This window comes from Kineothrix alysoides, from assembly GCF_000732725.1.
Classification (GTDB): Bacteria; Bacillota; Clostridia; order Lachnospirales; family Lachnospiraceae; genus Kineothrix; species Kineothrix alysoides.
This window is the reverse complement of the sequence record NZ_JPNB01000002.1, coordinates 998,531-1,021,867: the sequence shown is the minus strand read 5'-3', so window position 1 is coordinate 1,021,867 and position 23,337 is coordinate 998,531. Positions and strand designations below refer to the sequence as shown.

The following is a 23,337-nucleotide window of genomic DNA, read 5'->3' as shown; positions in this document are numbered from 1 at the left end:
TTAAAATGGAGGACAGGTTATATGAAAAAGAGAATGGTAAGTGTATTATTGGCAGCAGTTATGACATTATCTTTAATGGGTTGCGGTGCAAAGGAAGCAGCAAAAGAAGCACCCGCGGCAGAGACACCCGTAGAGGAAGCAGCAGCGGGTGAGGCAGAAGCAGAAGCACCTGCGCCAGAAACAGCTTCTGATGTAAAGGCAACTGTTATTTGGAGAGCGTTTGATGACCAGTTCCAAAGCGGCTTCAGAATCATCATGCAGAATGAAGAAAAGAAAGCAGGCGGAATCTCTCTTGATATGCAGGATGCGGCAAATGATGTATCCACAGCGATCAGCAAGCTTGAAGCAGCTCTGACAAAAGGTACTGATGTTGTTGCTATTTGTGCACCTGACCGTGAAAGCACGGAGACCATGGCACAGAAGACGAGTGAAGAAGGGGTGCCTGCAGTATTCTTTAATATGGAACCTATGGAAACAACTATGCAGACTTATGACAACATTTATTATGTAGGCGCTCAGGCCAAGGAGTCAGGTGAAATGTGTGCGCAGGCATTAATAAATTACTGGAACAGCAACAAAGAGATTGCAGATAAGAATGACGACGGAGTTCTTCAGCTCGTTATTTTGCAGGGAGAAATCGGTCAGCAGGACGTTGTACTTCGTACGCAGGCTTATGAAGAAACTTTAAAAGCACAAGGTATTGATTATGAAGTTTTGGCAATGGATACAGCCAACTGGGATCAGGCACAGGCGCTCGACAAGATGAATGCATGGATTACAGCTTATGGAATCGACGGAATAGAAGGTGTTCTTTGCAATAATGATAATATGGCAATGGGTGCGATGCAGGCATGTATTAATAATGGATATAATAGCGGTGATGCGGAGAAATTTGTTCCTATCGTAGGAATCGATGCAAATATCGATGCGTTGGAAGCGATGAAAGCAGGCTCTTTATTAGGAACAGTACTTAATGACAGATTAAGTCAGTCTAATGCAATTATCAACGTGATCAAAGCTGCAAAAGAAGGCAAAGAGGTTACGGAAGAAGTAGTGGGAGTTGATTGTACGGTTGACGGAAAATATGTATGGGTTCCTTACGTAATTGTAGATTCAAGCAATTTGGATGCCACATTAGAACTTATGAGTTCTATTTCACAGTAATATGTGCCGGAAGTCATAGAGCTAGAGATATGGCAAAGCTAAATATTTGTCCGATCTAACAATTTAGATTATAGATTTGTTTGAAAGGGTGCCGGGTAGTCATAAGGCTTCCGGTCACCCTTTTCATAATTCTGCAAGGGAGGATTATTACTTTGGAAGGATATAGATTGAAGGTAAGTAATATGTCGAAATCTTTTCCGGGCGTAAAGGCACTGAATAATGTACAGCTGGAAATAAGACCAGGTTCGGTGCATGCATTAATTGGAGAAAACGGTGCCGGTAAATCAACATTGATGAAATGTCTATTCGGATTGTATCATCCGGAAGAAGGAACGATAGAGCTGGATGGAGAAAAAGTGAATATTACGGACCCGAATACCGCTTTGAAATCAGGCATTTCCATGATACATCAGGAGTTGAATCCGATTCCTTACCGCAATGTAATAGACAATATGTGGGTAGGAAGATTTGAGAAAAAGGGGCCTATTGTTGATGAAGAAAAGATGAAAGCAAAGACGGAAGAGCTGCTTCGGGATTTGGAGTTTGACATACCGGCACAGACGCTGGCAAAAAATTTATCTGTTTCTCAGCTGCAGGCAATAGAAATAGCCAAAGCGGTATCTTATGATGCCAGAATCATTATAATGGATGAACCTACTTCCTCTTTGACGGTTGCGGAAACAAAGCATCTTTTCCACATTATAAACCGTCTGAAGGCAGAAGGGCGTTCTATCATATATATATCCCATAAGCTGGAAGAAATATTTGAAATTGCGGATGAAATAACAGTAATGCGTGACGGGCAATATGTAGGAAGATGGGATATCGAGGATATTACTATTGATGAACTGATCCATCAGATGGTAGGGCGCAATATGGAAGAAAGGTTTCCTCCCGGCGAGGATACTATACAGGATAAGGTGCTTCTCAAAGTTGACGATTTAACAAGCGCAGAGAAACATTCCTTTGAACATATCAGCTTCCAGCTTCATAAAGGAGAAATCTTGGGAATCGGCGGTTTGGTAGGTGCTCAGAGAACGGAACTGGTGGAAGCAATTTTCGGACTCAGAAAAATTAGTTCCGGAACGCTTACCATGAACGGTAAGATAATTCAGAACAATACACCTCAAGATGCCATTAAAAACAGATTTGCATTGCTGACTGAAGAAAGGCGTTCGACAGGAATTATTCCCATGCTTTCCGTATGGGATAATACTTTGGTGGTTGCATATAGAAAGCTGGCAAATAATATTGTCGGATATATTAATAAGAGAAAAATAGAAAAAGATGTTGACAGAGTATGTAAAGATTTGGATGTCAGAATGACAAGCACGGAAACGTTGATTAAAAATTTATCCGGGGGAAATCAGCAAAAGGTCCTGGTCGGAAGGTGGCTGCTATCAGACTGTGATATTCTTATTCTGGACGAACCTACAAGAGGTGTGGATGTAGGTGCTAAATATGAAATTTACAGAATTATGAGAGATCTTGTAAAAGAAGGAAAAGCTATTATCATGGTATCTTCCGAAATGCCGGAGCTTTTGGGAATGTCGGATAATATCATGATTATGTGTGAAGGAAAACTGTCAGGAGTATTAAAGCAAAGCGAGGCAACTCAAATAGAAGTAATGAAATATGCAACAAAGTTTTCGAATAAGGCAAAAGAGGAGGCTTCTGAATGAAAACTATAAACATCAAAAAAATCTTGGTCGATAAGGCACTTGTCATTGTGCTGTTATTTATGATTATTGGAATTATTATTATAGAACCTTCTTTTTTGCAGTGGCGTGTGTTTACTGATATTATTACGCAATCGGCAGTAAAGATGATTTGTGCACTTGGTCTTATGTTTCCGCTTTTGATCGGAGGGACAGATTTGGCGGGAGGCAGGCAGGTAGGACTTGCAGCAGTGCTGGTTGCATCCATGTCACAGATGAGTACCTATTCCAACAGGTTTTGGCCTAATCTTCCGGAACTTCCCATTATTATTCCAATGCTTGTGGCAATTGCGGCAGTAGCAGTCATCGGTGCGGTAAACGGGTTTATGGTTTCCAGATTAAAGATGGCACCTTTTATTGCAACGTTTGGTATGTCTACTATTGTATATGGTATTAACTGTCTTTATTTTGCCAAAAAACCTAATAATTCCCAGCCGATAGGCGGAATTCGTGAAGAGTTAAGATTTTTAAGCAGCTATAAAGTATTTGATCAGGTGAGCTTGCTCGTTGTTATTGCGATTATAGCTGTAGTTATCGTATGGTTTGTTCTGAATAAAACAGTATTTGGAAAAAATATTTATATTGTAGGCGGTAATGCCGATGCAGCCAAGGTATCAGGTGTAAATGTAGGAAAAGTAATCATGGCGGTTTTTATTATTGAAAGCTGCCTTGTAGGACTTGCAGGTATCATGGAGGTAGCAAGAACCGGTGGTGCAAACAGTTCTTATGGTATGGCGTATGAATTTGATGCAATTTCATCCTGTGTAGTAGGAGGAGTATCATTAAGCGGCGGAATAGGAAAAGTATCCGGGGCGGCTATCGGTGTAATTATTTTTACATTTATCAGTTATGGTCTGGCATTTATTGGGGTGAACTCTAACTGGCAGCTGATTATCAAGGGTATTATTATATGCAGTGCTGTTGCCTTGGATATGAGAAAAAATGCTTAATATAATCAAAAACATAGGTATGTTATAAAAAACGGAAAAAATCTTATGATTCCGGCAAGACAAGAAAGGAACTAATATAAATGAAAATAGTAAAATTATCGGATAAGCTGTCTCTTTCCCCGATTGTACAAGGATTCTGGAGACTGGAAAATTGGAATATGACGGCAAAGGAATTGACAGATTACATGAATACATGCATTGAAAGGGGAGTAACCACTTTTGATACAGCGGAAATTTATTCGAGTACCTTGTGTGAAAAATCAATGGGGGAAGCTTTTGCAGAGGATAAAACGATCAGAGACAAGATACAGCTTGTTTCCAAAACAGGTATATTCCAGCAGGAAATTAATGGGAGCACCTTTGGATATTATAATACCACTTATGACAGAATCATCCGTTCCTGCAAAGAAAGCCTCCAGCGTCTTAAAACGGATTATCTCGATTTGTACTTAATTCACAGAGAAGATCCCTGTTTTGATCCGTGGGAAACGGCAAGGGCATTAAAAGACTTAAAAAGAGAAGGAATGGTAAAAGAAGTTGGCGTATCCAATTTTGATCCCTTCAAATTTGATGCCCTGAACAAAGCGATGGACGGTGAACTTGTGACCAATCAAATAGAATGGAACCCTGTATGCTTTGAACATTTTGAGAGCGGTATGATGGATTATTTGGCGTTACATAAGATTCATCCTATGATTTGGTCACCGCTTGCAGGCGGAAGGCTTTTTACAGGGGGAGACGAGCATTGCAAGAAAGCAATGGAAAAAATAAGAGAAATTGCGGCAAGGCATGGAGAAGAACCGGATACCATTATCTATTCATGGCTGATGTATCATCCGGTTGGAGCGATACCGCTTTTGGGAAGTAATAGGCTGGATAGACTTGAGCTTGCAATAAAAGCACTGAGTGTGAAGCTTGAACGTTATGAATGGTATGAAATATATGCAGCAAGCGGCCAGCAAGTTTTAAGATAATTTTGAAGTGAGGTGAGAATTCCGTAAAGGGATTCTCATTTTATTTTATAATAAAAGGTGTTCTTAGTAAATTTTCATTTTACAAATAATGGCATATGTAAAAGATAGCTAAATATTCAAAAAAATAAAACAACGCGAAAATTATATGATAAAATAAGAGGGTAAAAATAGATGAATTATTTTTTATGAGGAGGACAAAAGATGAAATCGATTAAGACGAAGATGCTGATTACTATTTTACCGATTATTATTTTATCAATGATTTTTCTTACTTTTAACAGTGCGAATACGAGTAAAAAAAGTATTTTAGAACAAACAGGGAATTTGATGTCATCCGAATTAAATGGAGAAATCACGAATATTTCCAGAGAAATAGGGGAAATAGAAATGATGGCGAATATGATTTCTTCAACGGTATCCAATACATACGGAACTACGACTCTGAAAGAATATGAAAAGGTTTTGGGGGAGATCATCTATACCAATGACCTGGCAATGGGAGGCGGGATCTGGTTCGAGCCGTACCAATTTGATAAAGCGGAAAAGTATGTAGGCCCTTATATTTACAAGGATGGAGAACAGCCGGCGGTAACTTATGATTACAGCAATGCAGAGTATGATTATTTCAGTTATGAGTGGTACCAGAACGCGTTGAAATCCGAGGGGAAACCGGTGTTTACGGAACCCTATTATGATGAAACATTGGGAGTGACCTTGTCTTCCTGTACCGTACCGGTAATAAACCAGGGCGGCAGCTTTATCGGAGCTGTTACGGTAGATATTGAACTCACGACAATTCAAAACCTGGTAAACAGCATTCAGGTAGGAGAAGGCGGAAAAGCCCTTTTGCTCGGGGCGGATGGCAGCTATCTTTCCTGCCTTGACAGTGAGAAGATAATGAAGCAAAAAATTCAAGAGGAAGAAAATACGTCTCTTGCGGAACTCGGCAGTCAGATTTTGCAGAAGAAGGAAGGAAGCGGTTCTTATACCGATGGTAATGAAACATATCGGGTATATTTTAAGACGTTACCCGAATTGAATTGGATACTGGTCATTGAGATTCCTGAGAGTGAGCTGAATGCTCCGGTTCAGGCGCTGACGGTACGGATGGCAGGGATCAGTATAGGAGCTATCGTTCTATGTTTTGCCGTTGTTTTATATATGGTTGGAAGCCTTAGCTCTAACTTAAAGAAGGTAAATCATTTTACAGGAGTTTTATCAGAAGGTGATCTTCGTTCGAAGGAACTGAAATTAAAGGGAAAAGATGAACTGAAGCAAATGAGCGACTCCTTAAATAATATGTTTGTAAATAACAGATCGATTATTAAGCATATTGCGGAGAACTCCGAAACGCTCAATGAGTCCAGCGGAAACTTGACACAGGCAGCCGGAGAGCTCACGGTGCAATTTAACAATATAGCCGATATTATGAATAAGGTTAATGAAGATATGATGTCATCCAGTGCAGCCACACAAGAAGTGAATGCATCGGTAGAGGAAGTAAATTCTTCTGCAAATGTGCTGCTTGAGGAGACGGGAAGAAGTAATGAGCTGGCCGCTGAAATTGGTAAACGTGCGGCCAAGGTCAAAGTGAACAGCAGGAATTCATATGAAAAAGCGGCGGATCTGACAAAAGCTTACGAAAGCGAGCTTGCACAAAGCATGGACAATGCGAAGATCGTAGAATCTGTAAGCTTACTTGCCGATGTAATTTCGGAAATTGCTGATCAGATTAACTTATTATCCCTTAATGCGTCCATAGAAGCGGCGCGGGCAGGAGAACAGGGAAGAGGATTCGCGGTTGTGGCAGGAGAAATAGGAAAGCTGGCGGGGCAGACTGCTTCTGCGGTCAATGAGATTAAGGAAACCACCGAAAAAATTGAGGATGCATTTGAGTTATTGATACAAACGGCGAAGGAACTCCTTGGATTCATTACGCAAACGGTATCTCCGGACTATAAGGCCTTCGTCCATACGGCAACACAATATGAATCGGATGCGGAGACGATCAAGGATTTCTCAGAAAAAATATCGGAGATGTCCAGGGGAATAGAACATATTATAAACGAAGTGAGCCAGGCGGTGCAAAGCATAGCTTACTCCACACAAAACACCTCTGATAACAGCAGCAGGATTATAGAATCCATCCTTGTCATGGAAAAGACAGTGAATGAGGTAGGGGATATGTCCAAGGAACAGAGCGAGATGTCGAAGCAGTTATATGATGTGGTAAATAAGTTTAAATTGTAGAGAATAGAAAAAGAGGGGCGGCGAAATGGCAGCCCCTCTTTTTTGCTGAACAATATTTTATTTTTGGACTTTTATTATTCCATACTCTTCAACGCTTCTACCATATTGATCCGATTGAGAGCACGGTTAGTCATCAGATTCACGGCCAAGGCAAAGCACAATGTGATGGCAGAGGATATCAGATAGCTCGTTAACTCTACGTGTACGGCAAAGTATACCGAGGGCAGTTGCAGTACGCTGGTAAGAAGTCCGCTCAGAAACCTGCCTAACGGCAAGCCGGCCAAAATTCCTATGAAAGTCAGTATCAAAGTTTCTTTATGCACATACTGGTGCACCTCATTGTCATAAAATCCCAATACTTTAATAGTAGCAAGCTCTCTCACACGTTCGGAAATGTTAGTATTAGACAAAGTAAATAATACGACAAAGGCAAGGCCGCCTGCCATGACAATGAGCAGCAGTACTACCGCGTTGATCAGATCGAAGCCAAAATCCTCTTTTAGGCCGGCGGTGCTTGCCGCGGTAAGTACTTCATCGTTGCTTTTAAGAGACCGGGCATATTCCTCATGGTCAGTGCACGCCTCGGAAAGGTGGACGAGCACACCGTTAGGCGTATACTCTTCGAAGAGTGTCTCATAATAGGATTGGGTCATATAAATGTTGTTGCCTAAGTAATTCTTTACCGTACCGGCGACAACAGCTTCCTTTTCTTCTAATTCAAGATTCTGTAGAGAAACGGTATCTCCTTTACTTAGGTTTAAAATCTGTGCAGCATTCTGAGTAACATATATACCGTCGCCGTCTATGGAAACAGGAGAACCGCCGGGGCTTTGCACGTGAATGTAATTTTCGATGGAGGCTCCTTCAGGGATTACCATTAATTGGACCTTTTCCGATTCCTTTTCCGAATTGAGCAACTTAATACTGTCGATTTGCAGGTTCAGGTAATCGGTGGTATTCCCATCTTCCGACAGTTTTTGCATGAGGAAATCGTTATCTTCAGAATTAACTACCGCCATCAAATCGTAGCAATAAATTTCTTCATACTGCTCCGGCGCCAGATTCACGATGGTATCCTTAAGCGCGAAGCCGCAAAGAACGAGAGCAGTGCAGCCCATAATTCCTCCTACCGTCATAAACAAGCGCTTTTTAAAACGGAACAGGTTGCGGACAGTTACTTTATTCAGGAACTTGAAACGGTTCCAGATAAAGGGCAGCCGCTCCAGAAAAACGCGGGAGCCTGCTCTTGGAGCCTTAGGTCTCATAAGCGTTGCTGGTGTCTGGTTAAGTTCACTATGGCAGGCGAGCACAGTCGCTATGGCAATTCCGATTAAAAATAAAAGCACGCCGCCTATGCCGTAAAGCATGTCGAAACGCAGATAATATTCGGGAAGGTTATAAAGCGTCTCCAAAATAAATAATAAAAACTTCGGAAACAGAATAAAGCCGGCCAAATCTCCTAAAATTCCGCCGAACAAGCAGGCGAGCAGGGCGAAAAGGAGATATTTCCAATAAACAGCGGCGTTCTTAAAGCCCAGTGCCTGATAGGTTCCAACCAGCCCCCGCTCTTCCTCCACCATGCGCGTCATGGTAGTAAGGCTCATGAGAGCGGCAACAACTAAAAAGATAATCGGGAATACGTTTCCGACAGCTTCGATGGAGGACATATCATTATGAAGACTGGAATAACTGTCAAGAGAGATACGGTCCTGAACATACCACTGGGTCATATCGATATCGTCAAGCTCGGCATATGCATCGGCGATTTTTCCGCTGGCTTCCTCTTTTTTGTCGGTATATTCCTGTTCTTTTTCAAGAAGCTTCGTTTCACCCTCGGCAAGATCCTGTTTTCCTTCTTCCAGCTCTTCCTTGGCATCTGCAATCTTCTTTTTCGCATCAGCCACTTCTGTATTCAGCGTTGTCTCACCGTCGACCAATTCCGCCTTTGCAGATTCTATTTTATCCCTGCCGTCCTGAAGTTCTGCTTTTTTCTCTTCGATGGTCTTACGACCTTCTGCTATCTGAGCTTCTGCTCCGGCCAATTGGGCTGCAATTCCGTTCAAATGTTGTCTGGTGCTTTCCAGCGCCTGCTCGAAGGCGGCTTTTTGAGTGTCCAAGACCTGCTGTCCGCCGTTAATTTTGGCCATACCGAAAGCAGCCTGAACTCCGGAAGCGGGCAGTGCATTTAACTGCTGCGCCTGCGCTTGTATCTGCCCGATTGCGGCAATAAGCTGCTGCGCCTCGGCTGCTTTCTGATCTCTTTCGGCTGTTAAGTCAGCAATAGTCTGTTCGTCCAGGTTTTGACCCGCGGCATCTGCAATCCTCTGGTTTAAGTTTTCAACATATACGTTGATACCGTTTACCGATTCCTGCATCTGTGCAATCTGTGCGCTCAGCCCCGCAGTAATGGCGCCCGTCTGGAATTGCAGCGCACTGGAAAGAGCGGCACTTTCGGCAGCAGTGTTCTGTACAATGTCAGCATCCTGTGCGCCGCCGGCAGCTAAGGCAGCCGCGGCATTGACAAGGGCATTCCATTCGTTTTCAGGCCAGGCAGCTCCGAAGGGAGCTTTTATTTGTTCCAGACCGGCTTCCAATTGTGTACGGGATTCGTCCAATTGATTTTGTGCACTGCTAAGCTGCTCGTTTGCTTCTGCGAATTTATCCTCTGCCTGTCTTCGCCCGTCGGCCAGTTCCTGCAGTCCGTCTTCGATTTGTCTGGCGTTGGCATTTAGCTGTGCTTCGCCCTGAGCTAACTGTGTCTCGCCGTCCAGAAGCTCTGCTTCAGAATCAGCCAGTTTCTGCTTTCCATCTGAAAGCTCTGCTCTTGCCTCTGCAATTTTCTTTAGAGCATCCGCTTCTTCCCGGGAAAGAGTGTCTTCCCCGTCAGCCAGCTCTTGCTTTCCATCATCGATATCGCTCCAGGCATCTGAGAATTGCTCATCTGCCTCTGCAAATTTTTCATTCATCGTATCTTCGGCATCCTCGATTTTGCCGCGGGCTTCCGATATAACGGAATAGTAGCGTGCCCGCTCGCGATGTTCCTTGATGCGGTTTTCAATATCGTCGATAACCGACCGGACAGCACTTTCATATTCGTCAGAATTACCGTCCATCCCGATCGTTCCGGAGAGGGTAAGATAAACAACAGTGAAAATATCGCTGTCTGCATCTGCCGGAATTATGAAAAAGGTATAGTCTGCGGACATAGCAGAACGGTACACGGTTCCAAAACCCTCACTCTGGATATTCATAGGGTCTATGACTATACCGGTGATTGTATAGGTGGTATGGGCGAAGACAGGTGTGTCTTCCTCTTCTTCTAAATTCATATCCATGTCTTCATCCATATCGAGATCGATGTCAGAAATGGAATCTGCGTTTGCAGAATCGCTGCTATCATCAGAAGCCTTGCTATTTTCAGAGATTTTATCGCTATCTTTCTTGAGGGATTCTTCCTCGATAGTAATGGTATCCCCAACAGACTTCCCGGAGGCATCTATATATTTCTGCGTAACGGCGATTTCACCGGGATTCATGGGAAGCTTTCCTTCCAGCAAATAGGGAATATTCATTCCGTTTTCGCTAAGAACGGTCATCTCGCCACTTCTCGATATCCCGTCCACATAAGTGTTGACGGTTTTGCTGTATCCGCCTTCGGCAAGCTCAACGCCCTCTACCTTCTCCAGTGCATCTATGTCTTCCTGAGAAAGTCCCAGAGTGGATACGATGCGGATATCGAACAGGTTTTGTCTGTCAAAAAATTTATCTGCAGAATAATACATATCCTGACAGGCCGCATAAATACCTGTCAGCATTGTTACTCCCAGCATGGTAATAATAAGGATAGATAAAAAGCGTTTCCAATTCTTTTTCATGGAACGCCAAGTGTCTTTTTTGTAAGAACGATTCATGATTTCACCACTCAATCTGCTCGATGGGCGTAGGATACTCATTTTGCAACGTGTTTACCACCGTACCATTTTTAAAGTGGATTACCCGGTCTGCCATAGGGGCTAGAGAAGAATTGTGCGTAATAAGAAGAACTGTGATTTTTTCTTTCCGGCAGGTATCCTGAAGCAGTTGTAAAATTTGCTTTCCGGTATTGTAATCCAACGCGCCCGTAGGTTCGTCGCATAAAAGCAGCTTTGGGTTTTTGGCAATTGCACGAGCGATGGATACACGCTGCTGTTCACCGCCCGAAAGCTGCGCGGGAAAATTGTTCTTACGATCCGTAAGACCTACCTTATCCAGGGTCTCAGAGGCGTCCAGGGAATTCGGGCAAATCTGTGAGGCCAGCTCCACGTTTTCCAGTGCCGTCAGGTTCGGCATCAGGTTATAAAATTGAAATACAAAGCCGATGTCCGTGCGCCTATAGCCCACCAATTGCTTTTTAGTATAGGCGGCAACATTTTCTCCATCCACGATAACGTCACCGGAGGAGGTGGTATCCATACCTCCCAAGATATTAAGAGCCGTCGTTTTCCCGGCGCCAGAAGCACCTAAAATGACGGCCAATTCCCCTTTATTCACAGAAAAGCTCGCGTCGTTCAATGCGCGTATCTTTACGCCGTCAGCCGCGTACTCTTTCATAACATGATTAAATTCTATATATGCCATGTGTCCTCCATTTCTATTTTTGCGTATCTGCTGTATTGTATCATAGCTATAGTTCGGCCTTCCATACCGCGAAGCCAAAAATGCGTCTCTATGCAATTTTTCGAGAGTGGTAAAGACTGCCGAAAGTAGCCCTTGCTTTTTCCCCTGAGATTATTTATGATAGAGATATTATATAAACACAGTGTTGATTTTACAACCGACAGTTGGTTTCGAGACGATGATTTTGCAACAAAAATATACACAAATGTTGGTTTCAGGACATATGGCGTAAATATTATATTTGAATGAGTGTGAAATTGTAGGTTGTAAAAGAGTTTTTGATATCTATGGAATTGGATATAGGGAAGGGATGTACTTATGAAAGATATGAAACAAGGCAGGAAGACGCGTTATACACAAATGGTTTTACAGGATAGCCTGGTGGAGCTTATGAAGCAAAAGCCAATTGCCAAGATAACGATAAAAGAGCTTTGTGAAAATGCGGATATCAACCGTACTACCTTTTATGCGCATTATACCGACCAGTATGACCTTCTTCAAAAAATGGAGGAAGAATGCCTTTCTTATGCAAAGGGGGCTATTTCTAATCTTATCGGGGAAGAAGACCAACATGAGATGATGAAACTTCTGGAAGAGATTTTTCAATATATTATCGATAACAGGAATCATATCCAAATACTTATGAGCGAACAGGGTGATATCAATTTTCAAAAGCAACTATTTGCGATGATATACGAGTCATGCGGTATATCGCTTTTCCCCGATAAAAATGCCGATATAGGAACGAAAGAATATTATTTTATCTATGCGGTGTCGGGAAGCGTTGGACTGCTCCAGCACTGGCTGAAGGATGATGTGATGAAATCAGCCAAGGAAATGGCTGAAACCATTTACCGTATGGCTTACCTGAACAGGTAATCTGGTCCACAAATAACAAGCATACAGAACAACGATTACCGATTTGACGGTAACGATAAAATAAGAATAACGGATACTGTTATCGGGACTTTGGACTGCTTACCCAATCAAGGTCTTAGGATAAAATAAAAGCAGCGGGCATACGATCGTAACAAAATAGAGCATTCTGCGCAGATGATAAACGTTCTGTGCATATGATATATGAAAAGGTAAAACTATAGGAAAAGCGGCAGTTCTTCGATGTATAGGGGAAGTCTGCCGCTTACGTTATTCTCTATTCTATCTGTTTATTTCTTTTATTCTGTAATAACAGACTGTCGGTACCTAGGATTTTTCGGAACATGGATTATAATAATAATCCCTTTCACAATCGGTGCTTTTTTCAATCGAAGTTATAGATATCAATCAAGATATTTCGCTTCAAGCTCTTGCAAGGTTTTTAAATATATTTCTTGCACCTGATTCTGATCTGCTTCTGCCTCAAATACTTTTACCCGCTGGTCTACCGACTCTAAAATGTCCGGTGGCAAATTTTTTTCTGCATAGGTATAGACAACCTGATCTTCTTTATCGATATGCCGCCGAAGCAAATTTACATACCCCATGGCCTCAGTCAGAATGCCGAGTTTGAATGCGGTCTGCGGATCGTCCTTATACTGATCGAGGGCTTTTTCCAGTTCTGAAATATGCAGTCGCCCCAGATCATGCTCTACCAGCATACCTTGCTGAATTAACTTAATCCCGATTTGCCCCAAGCGATCGGTCATTTCCTGAAACAGAATTTGCTCTTCTTTGCCGTGGTGATGCTTGTCGGCATAATTGCGGGCAAATTCGATTACCTTGCGAAAATCACCATCGTCTACCTCCTGCCCGTTCAGAATGCCGCAGCAGGCTTTTTGTATAACCGTGAGAAGTTTCAAAATATTCTTGTGTTCCTCTACCATTAATTCTACGCTGTACATAGTAATTACTCCTTTCTGCTTATTTCATATTTATTGTTCTCTAAGATGTGAAAATCGAGACCACTGTGGGAAAGCATTCCCGCGATAATTTCTCCTCGAAGAGCATTGTATACTGATATATTGCCTCCTGCCCGGTCCCAATATTCGTGATGCACGCATTGCGTTTTTTGCCAGATAACTTTGTCCGCGTCACGTTCTGCTACACTGTTAACGTGGTCACATGGCATACCATCTAACAAGGTATCTTCCAAGGTCTTAAAAGCATCGTCCGCACCTATTCCGTCTTGAAGGGCATGCTTTTCTCCGAACCGGAATGCAGTTTGTTTCAAGGCAGAAAGTCTGGAAGCATCTACATTCAACAAACCGGTAACCAGAAACGCCAGCCGGGTTTCGCTGATTCCTATTTTCTGCTGGAGCCAGCCATGGATATTGCTACCGTCGATAATTTCTTCCAGCGGGGCCAGCTCCAGTTTACCGCATACCGTATCCAGCTTTTGTTCAGATATGTCCTCCCATCCCTCTTGTACGGAGATTTCTAAAATATTGTGAATCCACTCTTCCTGAAGTTTGATTTTATTGTATAACCAGTAGTGAATCGGCCCTAAAAAAGCACTCATAGTCTAATCCTTTCTGTCGAAGAGGCTATGAAAGTAAAAGGTTCGCTTATAGTCTCTGAATTGTTTGATTTATTTTCTTTGTCACTGTGTGTTTATCATAACAAGGTAAAATAAAAAAATCCGTAACATTTGTTACGAATTTCTCTAAAAATAACAGTATTTTTATAAGAACTATGGAAAAAATTTTCTAATATAGCAGATGATTACCCATAGCTTACCTCAGAAAGCCGAGATTATAGAGCCCTTTATTTAAGCGATTTAATAAGTAACATCATTGGGCGGCGCATTTCATCTGACATGCCGGGAAGACTCATCATGTCGGCACTGGGTACCGCTTCTTCAACAACTTGGAGATTTAATCCGGCATTTATAAGGCCCGTCAGAATCTGAGTCAGAGTGTGATGCTGTTTCGTAACATTCTGCCCGAGAAAATGCGTAATCCGTTCTCCGGAATAAAAGTAATTATCCACAGGCCAATATTGCGGTTCGCCATCCGGATTATATATCCAATCCTGCTGCACGCCTGCGGTAAAGACGGGATGTTCCATGTTGAGAAGAAAAATGCCACCTGTTTTTAATGTTCGAAATATCTTTTTGAAAATAGTGTCAATGTCTGCAATATAATGCAGCACCAGATTGGAAATTACACAATCATATGAATCGGCAGGATAATCATAATCATCCAGACCCCAGACCCGATAGATAATTTTGGAATCAGCATTCTTTTCGTTTGCTTCATGTATCATCTTTTCGCTCAGGTCTATGCCCAATACCTGTTTTGCTCCGCGTTCTACTGCGTATTTGCAGTGCCAGCCGTAGCCGCATCCGAGGTCAAGTACGGTTTTGTCTTTCAAATCGGGAAACAAAGCCTTAAACTGATGCCATTCACCGGCGCCGGATAAACCATGCTGACTTCGGGACATCTTTGCATATTGGTCAAAAAAGTATTTATCATCGTAAATGTTGTTCATATATTCACCTATTCGCCTAATCACCGTCGGAAGTTCTTGTTTGTCTTAACAATACAATAAAATTTGAATCCATCATACCATGATTTGTTATAGAATAATAGTGTCTTCGTCCACTGTTGCAGACAAATGTTTCAGCAGCAAATTTTTATTATAATAGAATTCATATAATTTTGCCTATTATACTCCTAAGTTTATTGAATAAAATTGAGGGAACTAATTGACATATAAATTTATTCTTACTATAATCAAAAAAAGTGTTGAAAAGAGATAGTAAATATTCTGAAGATTACAGAGAGAGGTTGGTTGGTGTAAAACTTTATTGAAGGAATATTGAACCGGTCTTGGAGCTGTGTACCGAAGGGAATCCCTAAGGCTACACCGTGTGCGCTCGTTAAAGCGCTAGAGTATAGATTTACTATGTACTCGATGAGGCTTGTATTGTGAAATACAAGTAAATTAAGGTGGTATCACGAAACGTTTAGCGTTCTCGTCCTTAAAGTTATAAGGGAGGAGGGCGCTTTTTTAGTACTATTTTTTGAAAAGAATTTTTATTTTTTGGAAGGAGCATATCAATGAGAGATTATGTTGTAGAAAGTTATGAAAATTATCATGAAGAAAACAGATTAACAACAAATAAAGCTAGAAAAATCGAGTTCATTACAACAAGCAGAATAATGAATGAATTATTAGATGGTGGCAAAAAGAAAATTCTCGATTGTGCTGCCGGAACAGGAATATATGCTTTCTATTTACAAAATGCAGGCCATGAGATTGTAGCAACAGATATTACGCCTCGCCATGTTGAGATCATGAAAAGTCAAGCTGCAAAAGAAGGATATCAAATGAGAATAGAAGTAATGGACGCAACTGATATGAGTCGTTTTGCAGATGAGAGTTTTGATATTGTATTGAACATGGGCCCTTTTTACCATCTTGTTGATAAAGAAAGGCGGCTACAGTGTTTAAAAGAATCTTTGAGGGTGCTAAGGAAGGGTGGAATATTAATGACAGCATATATTCCAAGATTTTATGTTTTTCAATATGTTGCGATGCAAGACACTAATTTTCTTGATACTAAATTAGCAAAACAATTAATCCAAACAGGAGAATTACATCATAATGATGATAAATGCTTTTGGACTGATACATATTATTCCACAGCAGATGAAATGGAAAAGTTATATGAAGACTCCGGATTAATTATCGTTGATCATTTTGCACAGGACGGATTGACACCACAGTTTGCCAGTAAAGCAGATGCCTGGACGCAAGACCAATTTAATATTTGGTGCGAATATCACTATAGTATTTGCAGAGAAAAATCTGTACTTGGGGCAAGCAATCATGTTATAGTCGCTGGAAAGAAGTAGAGAATATTGTGACTACTACATTATACGAGCATACACAAAAGCAGCGGGGAGATGATAATTTAATCTCTCCCCATTGTTACTATTATTCCTGCATTAATCCTTTAAAAAAAATTTAAGAGATAAAGGAAAAGTCATGACTCCGGAATAGCTCCTAAAAGAATAAAAAGACAAAAAAAGAAATAATTAGATACAATATATAGAGAGAAAGAAAAAAAGACACCATACATAGTATGATGTCTCAGACTGTAGACAAAGTCCCACGCACTTGCGTGGGCTTTTTCTGTAAAAAGAGTCAAAAGTTCAGTGTACATGCAGACTTTTGGGCTCTTTTTTGGTACAATGGGAGTAACAAAATAAGGCGGTGCGCATACTTATGATGACTCAGAATGCAGATAAAAAAAGAGAACAGATTCAATTCCTATGTATGGATGACATGGTCCCAAAGGATCACCTTTTGCGGATCATTGACCAAGCCATTGACTGGAACTTTATCTATGGACTGGTGGAGGAATCCTACTCTCCGGACAACGGCCGTCCCAGTATGGATCCGGTCATGTTGATCAAGCTTCCGTTTATCCAGTATCTCTATGGAATTAAAAGCATGCGCCAGACCTGTAAGGAGATTCAGGTAAATGTAGCTTACCGCTGGTTCCTTGGACTGGATATGATCGATCCCGTTCCCCACTTTTCTACTTTTGGAAAGAATTATACCAGACGGTTCAAGGATACGGATCTTTTTGAACAGATCTTTGCAAGGATTCTGGCCGAGTGTTACCGTTACCGGCTGGTGGACCCTACAGAAGTCTTCGTGGATGCCACCCATGTGAAAGCAAGGGCAAACAATAAAAGGGTACAAAAGCGGATCGCTCATGAGGAAGCTTTGTTTTACGAAGAGCTGCTAAAGAAAGAAATCAATCAGGACCGGGAGGCCCATGGAAAGAATCCGCTGAAGGAGAACAGCGAAAAGGACAAGGATGACGATCCCAGTCCCCCTTCCGGTGGAAGCTCTTCCGAGGAAGGTCAAAAGACTTCTTTCGTGGATACCAAGACCATAAAGTGCAGCACCTCAGACCCGGAAAGCGGATGGTTCCGCAAAGGGGAACATAAGCATGTATTTGCCTATGCCGTGGAAACCGCCTGTGATAAAAACGGATGGATCCTTGGATATACCATTCATCCGGGCAATGAACATGACAGCAGGACCTTTCCGCAGTTGTACGATAAGATAAAAAACATAGGAATAAAAACACTAGTGGCGGATGCCGGATACAAAACGCCAGCAATTGCAAAACTTCTGATGGATGACGGGATCCGTCCGCTTCTGCCTTACAAGGCTCCCATGACCAAAGAAGGATTCTTTAAGAAGTACGAGTATGTTTACGATGAGTATTATGACTGCTATCTGTGTCCCGGTGATAAAATCCTGACCTATAAGACCACAAACCGGAATGGGTATCGGGAATATAAGAGCTGCGGGGAGACCTGTGGTAGCTGTCCTTCCCTTTCCCGGTGTACCGGTAGCAAAGATCATGTAAAAACGGTAACACGGCATATTTGGGAACCGTACTTGGAGCGATGCGAAGAAATCCGTCACACTTATGGAATGAAAGAACTCTATGCAAAGAGAAAAGAAACCATAGAAAGATTATTTGGAACTGCGAAGGAGAATCATGGTTTTCGCTATACACAGATGTTTGGAAAAGCCCGGATGGAAATGAAGGTCGGGCTTACCTTTGCCTGTATGAATTTAAAGAAGTTGGCAAAAATGAAGGAAAGAAAAGGACTCGTAAACGATACTGATTCAGGTTTCTGGTCACAAATATATAAAATCCCTCAATGGATAAGAAAAATAGAGTTAGGATTTGCATCCTAACTCCGCTTTGTCTACAGTCTGAGACACCATACATAGTATGATGTCTTTTCTAGTCGAAGCGACAGGATTCGAACCTGCGACCTCTGCTGATGTAAAAGTAACCGCGACATCACAGCTTGCATATATGTACATTAGTAAACAAAACATATTTACAGAAAAAAGAATTTTCCCATATATGTCGTTAAATGATTTAAGGATTGATTTATTACCACGTATCCGAAAAATGGCTACAAATAATATTGAAGGTATACATGGATGGGAATCAATGACTGATGAGGGACTTTTAAGAAATGCAGGGCTTTACGGAACAGACCGGGCTACCGGAGAAAAGGGATATAATCTTGCGCGAGAAAGCATTTGCCAGATAAATTTTTCTTGGAAGGTACAGAACGTAAAAATCTACGGAATGATTACTCCTGAAAATATAGAGCCAAATCCAAAGAATCCAATTATTGCTTCCTTCTTTAGAAGTATTGGCTGGTTAGATCGACTAGGATCAGGAGTTAGAAATTTGTTTAAGTATTCGAAGTATTATTCGGGACAAGAACCGGAGTTTATTGAAGGAGATGTTTTTAGAATAATTGTTCCTTTGAATGAGAAATATTCATATGATTTGCTAAATGAAAAAATGAATGGTTCGAATAGTCAATATAAGTCAGACCAATCAGACCAATCAAACCAAATTGTAGAGAATCTTGAAGAAAGATTAATAAAATTGTTAGCAGAAAAGCCTGATATTAAAACAAAAGAGATTACAGAGTTATTGGGATGGTCATCTAGTCAGGTTAAATATTATATGAAGAAGCTGAAAGATGATAATAAAGTTACACGGCATGGAACTAATAGAAATGGATACTGGGAAATATTATGAATTTGAATTTATTATAGGAAATAAAATTTATAACCGGTTCCTAAAAGACTGATTGATGAAGGGTATGTGGGGAAAATTAAGTTTGGTTATTACCAATGGCAGGATGAACGTGCTTTTGATGAAGCAACCGTTATAGCACAGCTTTTTCCAGATATAGTGATTTGTATGGAAAATGCACTGCAATACTATCTAAATATTTAAAATGTTAAGAATGAGAAGTGAAAAGGCTGTTAGGGTGATTTGTCCCTCAACGGCCTACATGTGGAATGCTTGACACTGCTCCAACGACTATGATACAAATCAATAGCACGAAAGACCACTTGTATTCAACCTTTTAGGAAGAAAATGAGTGGTCTTTTTATTGTCTGTGGTTTGCCGCATTGAACATAGGCAGGAAACAGAAGTTTTATATATTAAGAACAAATTACAACATTAAGATTTAAAGTTATACATAATCATAGTCTAGAAATTCCTCTATACTTTTAGGCATAGGTAGTTTATCAAAATCATAATTATCCAGATTATCATAGGTTATGACAAAAACATAATTATCTATTTTATAATAGTCAGCCCCTTCAAGTTCTGGAATTATTGTTGATTCAAATGGATGTTGTTCTATTTTTTTGTAGTATAATTCAAATTCCACTTCATAAGTTTGAAAATCGATGATTTTCTCTTTCAATGCCGAAAGAAAAATCACCTTAGGGTCTTCTATATAGTCTTTTTTAAGTTCCAACATTGCTTTCATATGATATATAATAGGGGATATGTTCTTAGAAATAGTATCAATCAGAAGTACTTCCTCGTCTTGAAGACCTTCATTCGTTTCTACAACAACTAAAAATCCCATTGGATATGACTCCGATCCTAAGCTGGATTTGACCATATGAATAGGTGCTATTACGATACAATTAGTTTCTCCAAGCCATTCAACAACCTGATCATTAAAAAAGAGTTGTGGACTACTAGCTTGAAAATCATAGATACAATCACCCATTAAAGCATCCTTCCAGCAATTATTTATAATGATATCATGGTCAAAAGAACCCAAACCAATAGAGTTCTGTACCTCATAGTTAGCATCTTTTTTTAATATGATAAAGGATTTTTTAACAAAAAAGGATAATCTAAGGGTATGTAAAGTTAAGTGACATAATTCATCTAATGTTTCGCATCCGTTAATATTCTTAACAAGTTTATTTAAATTAGATAATGTTATAAACTTTTTCTCTACCAGCTCTTTTTGCTCGTTAAGTTTTTGAAATAAGATAGCATTAGACAAGGCGATATAGGTAAAATTTGTTAACGTTTCTAATAATTCAAATACAGAACAGTTATATGCATCTGGTAAAACCGAGTCACTTAAAGTAATCATACCTAATAACTCATCTTTAATAATTAAGACAACATATTTAGTATCCAACATTTTAAATTCTTCATAATTTACAAAGATTTCCTTAAGGATTTCTTGGTCTTCTTCTACATTAAATACAATTTTATTTTGACAGCATTTTCTTGAATACAGTTGGAACTCTGTATAATATGTAATATAGGTAGAAATATTTCTGTAACCTTGTATTTTAATACAATGTGATTTTTCATCATAAATACCAATGGAAGTAACACGGCTACCAGTCATTTCGCTAAATATATCTATAGACATAGTATATAAGGATTGTAAATCAATTTGAGATAACAATATTCTTACACTCTGGTTAATGGCAAACAGATTAAATATTTTTTCATCAAGTACTTTGTTCTTACTTTTTAAATCTGCAAAGATCTTACTATTTTCTAAAGAGTTATTGAATAAGCTCATAAGTGACTGGGCTATAGTAATATCTGAACTATTGATGCTCCCGATGGACTTCCCATCTGATATAATAAATCCAAACAAATAGTCATCAATAATCAATGGTATGACTAATTCTATATTAAAAGCATTAATATCCTCATTATTAAAGAAATTATGGCAATCTGAAGTGATGACATTACCATGTAAGGATGCTATGTCATGAATATTCAAGTTTCCATTGATGGTATAATCATCATATGTATAGTAACGCTTCTTTTTTAAAATATAATCATTACCTTCTCTAAGAAATAAAGCCGAAGAGTTTAGGGTTAAAATCTCATTGGTAAACTCAAATGCAAATTCACTTAAATAGTCTAAATTAAACCTTTGAGTAAAAAAATCAATAGCTTGTAATAAAGCCTCATACCTATAAATTGTACTTGTAATATCTTTTTCATTAATCAAGATTTTTTCCTTCTAACTTAAATGTAGTTTGTTGTTTTGGCTGTAGAATGTGCCGCAAGTAGCTTCTTCTATAACTTTTTGAATTTTTTTAATCTCAATAAAGGTTTTGGGATAGGCTTTTTTAAAAACAGCTACTTCACCTTCACCTCTTGACTCTAATATTTTCATTAACTCTAATCGTCGCTCCTCTAATGCACCTATTTTTGCAAGTATTTCTTCATTTGCATCAACATACTGCATATAATCTTTTGTATTTGTCAAATCTATACGGTCCTTTAAGCAATTTTCAAAGACGACCATAGTTCTATGATTTTTATCTAAGATTTCTAAATACTCTTTATACTTTAATAATAAGCCATCCAGTTCTATTTTTATAGTTTTCCGATCAAAGCCTTCAACATTGACAAATGTTTTTTTCTCCATCGCATTACCTATAGTATAGGAGGATATTTTCGCCTTCGCACTTAATGTGCCACCAATAATACGTCCTCTGACTGAATCCACTATAATGTTATTAGCTTTTATATTACTATTTATACAATAATAACCAATATGTATATCTCTATCACAAATTACGGTACATTCGTTGGCATATTTTATATAAACACCATTTTTAGCTTCAATAATTGCTTTCCCTTTACCCGAAACACCACCTTTAACATAAATTTTTCCGTTTGTGGAGTGAATCTTTTCGACAGCTCCAATTCCCATTTCATCTAATATGGAAATATCCTTATCTGCAACTACTTTAAAGCCATCCTGAACAGTACCTTTAACGGTAACATTACCACTGAATTCAATGTTCCCTGTACTATAGTCCACATCTCCTGGAATAACTAAATGATCTAAAACACATATTTTCCCATCTTTAAAAGTGACCGCACCATCTTTTTTTGCACGGAGAATTATTTTGTTCCCCTCTGCTACCGCTTCAACAGAACGGGAATCATATCTTAAAAGCTTGTCCTTCCCATGTTTGCTACCAAGAGTAACTCCTTTTACATTAGTACCAGGACTCCCTTCCATAGCAACAACCTTTTCGCCTAACCAGTCTCCTTGTTTAACCTCTTTAATAAAATCCATATCATAGTGATCAGCAGATCCATTATCATTTATTTTAGGTTGAAATTTTGGTAAGTCTATATATCGTATTACTGCATCAATACCGTGTTGGGGCAATTCGGCCTCACAGATAAGAATTTTCTTTTTTGGCTCTAATTGCGTATTTAAAACCTCTGTTTTGATCCCATGAGTTATGCCTTTATCTTTTAATTCTAATATAATTTTTGATAAGATATTATTCTTGTCATTTTCAATCTCTTCTTTGGTTATATTTAATGTTATATAAACTTTCAAATCATCAGAAGAAGTCCAAACTTCAATTAGTGGCATAAAAACGCCTACTTGTACTGGTTCTCTGGTACCGAAATCCAAAGCATTTTTTAAATCTAAGAAATTGGTAATTGTAATTTGACTTTGCCTTGCAAAAATATCATTAAAGGATTTAATATCAAAGCCTAATTTTTTCACTTTTATATAGATACACTTTTTTGATTCATATAATATAAAATAATCATTATTTTCCAGTTCCATGTTTATCCTCCAACATTGATACTATTATTAATTGAATTTGTATTATGTGTATAGATACCGTCATTTTATATGATATTAATCTTAAATATACTTATGTTTTATTATACCACGAATTATAAAAATTATATAAAAATTTACACCTTAAGCTGTAAAATAGTTTCTATTCAGCCCTAATGGACAAAGATGGTTCGTGTCAAAGCGCTCCCGAAAGATTACTGTGAACTTCCTA

17 protein-coding genes and 1 other annotated feature are annotated in these 23,337 nt (G+C 39.6%); of the genes, 10 read left to right on the top strand and 7 right to left on the bottom strand.

Annotated features, from left to right (window positions below; all coding sequences use genetic code 11):
• Positions 1-21: 21 nt before the first annotated feature.
• The 5 genes from CC90_RS0115655 (at position 22) to CC90_RS0115635 (ending at position 7,056) form a co-directional block, all read left to right on the top strand.
• Positions 22-1,164, top strand: coding sequence for a galactose ABC transporter substrate-binding protein (locus CC90_RS0115655; protein ID WP_031391680.1), 1,143 nt, complete (start codon positions 22-24; stop codon positions 1,162-1,164).
• 152 nt (positions 1,165-1,316) lie between these two features.
• Entirely contained in the window at positions 1,317-2,846 is a 1,530-nt protein-coding gene (locus tag CC90_RS0115650; protein WP_031391679.1) for a sugar ABC transporter ATP-binding protein, read from the top strand.
• Positions 2,843-3,832 carry an ABC transporter permease subunit gene (locus tag CC90_RS0115645; protein ID WP_051869664.1) on the top strand — a complete coding sequence of 330 codons (990 nt, stop codon included), beginning with the start codon at positions 2,843-2,845 and terminating at the stop codon, positions 3,830-3,832. Before CC90_RS0115650 ends, CC90_RS0115645 begins: the two co-directional genes overlap by 4 nt.
• Before the next feature lie 80 nt (positions 3,833-3,912).
• Positions 3,913-4,806, top strand: a complete 894-nt coding sequence (locus tag CC90_RS0115640; protein WP_031391677.1) for an aldo/keto reductase — start codon at positions 3,913-3,915, stop codon at positions 4,804-4,806.
• A gap of 201 nt (positions 4,807-5,007) precedes the next feature.
• Complete coding sequence (locus CC90_RS0115635) at positions 5,008-7,056, top strand: methyl-accepting chemotaxis protein (RefSeq protein WP_031391676.1); 2,049 nt, start codon at positions 5,008-5,010, stop codon at positions 7,054-7,056.
• 74 nt (positions 7,057-7,130) lie between these two features.
• On the opposite strand, the gene CC90_RS22520 is transcribed toward CC90_RS0115635, so the two are convergent.
• Both CC90_RS22520 and CC90_RS0115625 read right to left on the bottom strand, forming a co-directional pair.
• Positions 7,131-10,967: an FtsX-like permease family protein gene (locus CC90_RS22520; protein ID WP_035315773.1), complete on the bottom strand. Its 3,837-nt coding sequence runs from the start codon at positions 10,965-10,967 to the stop codon at positions 7,131-7,133.
• Positions 10,968-10,971: 4 nt separating this feature from the next.
• Positions 10,972-11,673 (bottom strand): ABC transporter ATP-binding protein, encoded by a 702-nt coding sequence (locus tag CC90_RS0115625; protein ID WP_031391674.1) that lies wholly within the window; start codon positions 11,671-11,673, stop codon positions 10,972-10,974.
• A 357-nt stretch (positions 11,674-12,030) separates the two neighbouring features.
• Here CC90_RS0115625 and CC90_RS0115620 point away from each other — a divergent pair, with 357 nt between their 5' ends.
• Complete coding sequence (locus CC90_RS0115620) at positions 12,031-12,591, top strand: TetR/AcrR family transcriptional regulator (RefSeq protein ID WP_031391673.1); 561 nt, start codon at positions 12,031-12,033, stop codon at positions 12,589-12,591.
• A 401-nt stretch (positions 12,592-12,992) separates the two neighbouring features.
• Here the strand turns inward: CC90_RS0115620 and CC90_RS0115615 are convergent, their stop codons facing one another.
• The 3 genes from CC90_RS0115615 to CC90_RS0115605 all read right to left on the bottom strand — a co-directional run bounded on the left by CC90_RS0115615 (position 12,993) and on the right by CC90_RS0115605 (position 15,141).
• Positions 12,993-13,553: a hemerythrin domain-containing protein gene (locus CC90_RS0115615; RefSeq protein ID WP_031391672.1), complete on the bottom strand. Its 561-nt coding sequence runs from the start codon at positions 13,551-13,553 to the stop codon at positions 12,993-12,995.
• Between the two features lie 5 nt (positions 13,554-13,558).
• Positions 13,559-14,170, bottom strand: coding sequence for a hypothetical protein (locus CC90_RS0115610; protein ID WP_031391671.1), 612 nt, complete (start codon positions 14,168-14,170; stop codon positions 13,559-13,561).
• A gap of 245 nt (positions 14,171-14,415) precedes the next feature.
• Positions 14,416-15,141 (bottom strand): class I SAM-dependent methyltransferase, encoded by a 726-nt coding sequence (locus tag CC90_RS0115605; RefSeq protein ID WP_031391670.1) that lies wholly within the window; start codon positions 15,139-15,141, stop codon positions 14,416-14,418.
• A 248-nt stretch (positions 15,142-15,389) separates the two neighbouring features.
• Positions 15,390-15,639 (top strand) — a binding site (T-box leader).
• A 74-nt stretch (positions 15,640-15,713) separates the two neighbouring features.
• Here CC90_RS0115605 and CC90_RS23780 point away from each other — a divergent pair.
• From CC90_RS23780 to CC90_RS24850, 4 genes are all read left to right on the top strand, one after another.
• Positions 15,714-16,511 carry a class I SAM-dependent methyltransferase gene (locus CC90_RS23780; protein ID WP_035315771.1) on the top strand — a complete coding sequence of 266 codons (798 nt, stop codon included), beginning with the start codon at positions 15,714-15,716 and terminating at the stop codon, positions 16,509-16,511.
• A gap of 373 nt (positions 16,512-16,884) precedes the next feature.
• Positions 16,885-18,384 carry an IS1182 family transposase gene (locus CC90_RS22510; RefSeq protein WP_242843214.1) on the top strand — a complete coding sequence of 500 codons (1,500 nt, stop codon included), beginning with the start codon at positions 16,885-16,887 and terminating at the stop codon, positions 18,382-18,384.
• 37 nt (positions 18,385-18,421) lie between these two features.
• Entirely contained in the window at positions 18,422-19,255 is an 834-nt protein-coding gene (locus tag CC90_RS22505) for a winged helix-turn-helix transcriptional regulator (protein ID WP_051869661.1), read from the top strand.
• A gap of 66 nt (positions 19,256-19,321) precedes the next feature.
• A complete protein-coding gene (locus CC90_RS24850; protein ID WP_278245481.1) occupies positions 19,322-19,456 on the top strand; it encodes a hypothetical protein in 135 nt (44 codons plus the stop codon).
• Between the two features lie 244 nt (positions 19,457-19,700).
• Here the strand turns inward: CC90_RS24850 and CC90_RS0115585 are convergent, their stop codons facing one another.
• Both CC90_RS0115585 and CC90_RS0115580 read right to left on the bottom strand, forming a co-directional pair.
• Entirely contained in the window at positions 19,701-21,515 is a 1,815-nt protein-coding gene (locus tag CC90_RS0115585) for a GAF domain-containing protein (protein WP_031391668.1), read from the bottom strand.
• 12 nt (positions 21,516-21,527) lie between these two features.
• Positions 21,528-23,108 carry a DUF342 domain-containing protein gene (locus CC90_RS0115580; protein ID WP_031391667.1) on the bottom strand — a complete coding sequence of 527 codons (1,581 nt, stop codon included), beginning with the start codon at positions 23,106-23,108 and terminating at the stop codon, positions 21,528-21,530.
• Positions 23,109-23,337 lie beyond the last annotated feature (229 nt).

Coding starts and splice junctions, on each gene's coding strand:
- CC90_RS22510 (WP_242843214.1), top strand. CDS start 16,885: ATGATGACTCAGAATGCAGATAAAAAAAGAGAACAGATTCAATTCCTA.
- CC90_RS0115625 (WP_031391674.1), bottom strand. CDS start 11,673: ATGGCATATATAGAATTTAATCATGTTATGAAAGAGTACGCGGCTGAC.
- CC90_RS0115580 (WP_031391667.1), bottom strand. CDS start 23,108: ATGGAACTGGAAAATAATGATTATTTTATATTATATGAATCAAAAAAG.
- CC90_RS22520 (WP_035315773.1), bottom strand. CDS start 10,967: ATGAATCGTTCTTACAAAAAAGACACTTGGCGTTCCATGAAAAAGAAT.
- CC90_RS0115620 (WP_031391673.1), top strand. CDS start 12,031: ATGAAAGATATGAAACAAGGCAGGAAGACGCGTTATACACAAATGGTT.
- CC90_RS0115605 (WP_031391670.1), bottom strand. CDS start 15,141: ATGAACAACATTTACGATGATAAATACTTTTTTGACCAATATGCAAAG.
- CC90_RS22505 (WP_051869661.1), top strand. CDS start 18,422: ATGATGTCTTTTCTAGTCGAAGCGACAGGATTCGAACCTGCGACCTCT.
- CC90_RS23780 (WP_035315771.1), top strand. CDS start 15,714: ATGAGAGATTATGTTGTAGAAAGTTATGAAAATTATCATGAAGAAAAC.
- CC90_RS0115635 (WP_031391676.1), top strand. CDS start 5,008: ATGAAATCGATTAAGACGAAGATGCTGATTACTATTTTACCGATTATT.
- CC90_RS0115610 (WP_031391671.1), bottom strand. CDS start 14,170: ATGAGTGCTTTTTTAGGGCCGATTCACTACTGGTTATACAATAAAATC.
- CC90_RS0115615 (WP_031391672.1), bottom strand. CDS start 13,553: ATGTACAGCGTAGAATTAATGGTAGAGGAACACAAGAATATTTTGAAA.
- CC90_RS0115640 (WP_031391677.1), top strand. CDS start 3,913: ATGAAAATAGTAAAATTATCGGATAAGCTGTCTCTTTCCCCGATTGTA.
- CC90_RS0115645 (WP_051869664.1), top strand. CDS start 2,843: ATGAAAACTATAAACATCAAAAAAATCTTGGTCGATAAGGCACTTGTC.
- CC90_RS0115655 (WP_031391680.1), top strand. CDS start 22: ATGAAAAAGAGAATGGTAAGTGTATTATTGGCAGCAGTTATGACATTA.